Annotated in this window: 1 protein-coding gene and 1 pseudogene; one reads left to right on the forward strand and one right to left on the reverse strand. The window is 53.2% G+C overall.

Annotated elements, in window-relative coordinates:
• Positions 1-108: pseudogene (locus tag JUK32_RS28655) on the reverse strand (DUF1016 domain-containing protein); the annotation flags it as partial.
• A 114-nt stretch (positions 109-222) separates the two neighbouring features.
• On the opposite strand from JUK32_RS28655, the gene JUK32_RS04885 reads away from it, so the two are divergent.
• Positions 223-1,866, forward strand: coding sequence for an IS1182 family transposase (locus tag JUK32_RS04885; protein WP_204137732.1), 1,644 nt, complete (start codon positions 223-225; stop codon positions 1,864-1,866).
• Positions 1,867-1,988 lie beyond the last annotated feature (122 nt).

Below are 1,988 nucleotides of genomic sequence, written 5' to 3' on the forward strand. Positions count from 1 at the left end.
CAGCAACAGGAGTTCACGATTAACCGCCAGCGCAGCTTTGACCTGGGCCGAGCGAATCCGGGTCTTAAGGTCGTCTAGAAAAGCAACGTAACTGCCTTCGTCAGGCATCAAACGGGGTTTGAGTAGTAATCGATACTGTTGGCGAAGTCGAAACGCGGTGTCCGTGCCAAAATTTAGCTAATAATTTTCTGCCATATATGAAGCGCTAGGAGGAATGGACTTATGCTACAGGTCCAGCCCACTGGCTCAGTGCCAGCCGAAACTGCTCGCATTGCTCATCAGGTATTTCCCAAAGGCAACCGCTATCTAACTCTACGTGATGAACTGGGTGCAATTTATCATGATCGCGATTTTGAAACGTTATTTCCAGCCCACGGCCAGCCCGCACAATGCCCTTGGCGGCTAGCTTTAGTCTCTGTGATGCAGTTTGCCGAAGACCTGTCAGACCGACAAGCTGCAGAAGCTGTCAGAACCCGGATCGACTGGAAGTACGCGCTGGGCCTGGAGCTAGCCGACCCCGGCTTTGACTTTTCAGTCCTCAGCGAATTTCGGACTCGTCTGCTGAGTGGGAGCCAAGAAGAACAGGTGCTGGAGATACTGCTAGAGCGTCTTCAAGAACAGGGCTGGCTCAAGGCGGGCGGAAAACAAAGAACAGACTCCACCCATGTCTTAGCGGCCATCCGTAATCTCAATCGGCTAGAGGGTGTTGGAGAAACGCTGCGAGCAACATTGAATGACTTAGCGACAGTCGCCCCCAACTGGCTCAGTGAGTGGGTTCCTGGCGAATGGTTTGACCGTTACAGCCGTGCTATCGAAGAGTATCGCTTACCCAAAGGCATCCCAGCCAGGCAAGCCTATGCCGAGACAATTGGCCGCGATGGCATGCAGTTGCTGAGCGCGATCTACGATGACGGTTCTGACTGGCTACGACAAATCCCGTCAGTCGATAGTTTGCGACAAACATGGGTGCATCAGTACTTCGTAAACGATGGCAACGTGAGGCTGCGTTCCGCTCAAGACTTGCCACCTGCGGGTCAACGCTATGACTCGCCCTATGACCCACAGGCTAGATACGGCAACAAACGCAGCAACACTTGGACAGGGTATAAAGTACACCTGACTGAGACTTGTGACGAGAACAGTCTTCATCTGATCACTCATGTCGAAACGACGCAAGCCCATATCTCGGATACTGACCAGACTCAACCAATCCACGAAGCCTTGGACCGTAAAGCACTCCTGCCCAAAGAACACGTTGTGGATGCAGGCTATGTCGATGGGACGCTGTTGGTAGACAGCTTGCAAGAGTTTGGTATTGAGTTGATTGGCCCGGTGCGTCCAGATGTAAGCTGGCAGGCTCAGGCCGCTAACGGTTACGATCTCAGCCAGTTTCAGATTGACTGGGAAAAGCAGCAGGTGACCTGCCCAGAAGGCAAGCAGAGCCAGTGTTGGACACCCTCAAAAGACGCTTGGAACAACTCAACTATTCGGATAAAGTTTTCTCGTACTGACTGTCGCCTCTGCCCACACCGAGACTTGTGTACAAAAGGCAAGTCGGAGCCGAGGTCGCTCACATTGCGGCCTCAAGCCGAACATGAGGCTATCCAAGCCGTCCGGCGAGCACAACTGACAGAGGAATGGAAATCTCGATACAACGTACGCGCAGGGATTGAAGGTACACTCTCGCAAGGCATCCGCGTCTTCGGCATGAGACGAACGCGCTATATCGGGCTGGCTAAGACACACCTACAGCATTTGCTTACAGCCGCCGCAATGAACGTCGTGCGGCTAGCGAATTGGCTGGCAGGTGTTCCCCGTGCCAAGACGCGAACTTCTCGCTTTGCAGCGCTCAACCCGGCTACTTAGGCTCGTTTCGACTTCGCCAACAGTATCCGTTACTACTCAAACCCCTCAAACTTGATTTTGGCACCACTTTCTCCCTGCTATCGCGACTGACCGTAGAGCCTGCTAACTCAAACCATTTTGCA

It is taken from the genome of Halomicronema sp. CCY15110 (assembly GCF_016888165.1).
GTDB lineage: Bacteria > Cyanobacteriota > Cyanobacteriia > Phormidesmidales > Phormidesmidaceae > Halomicronema.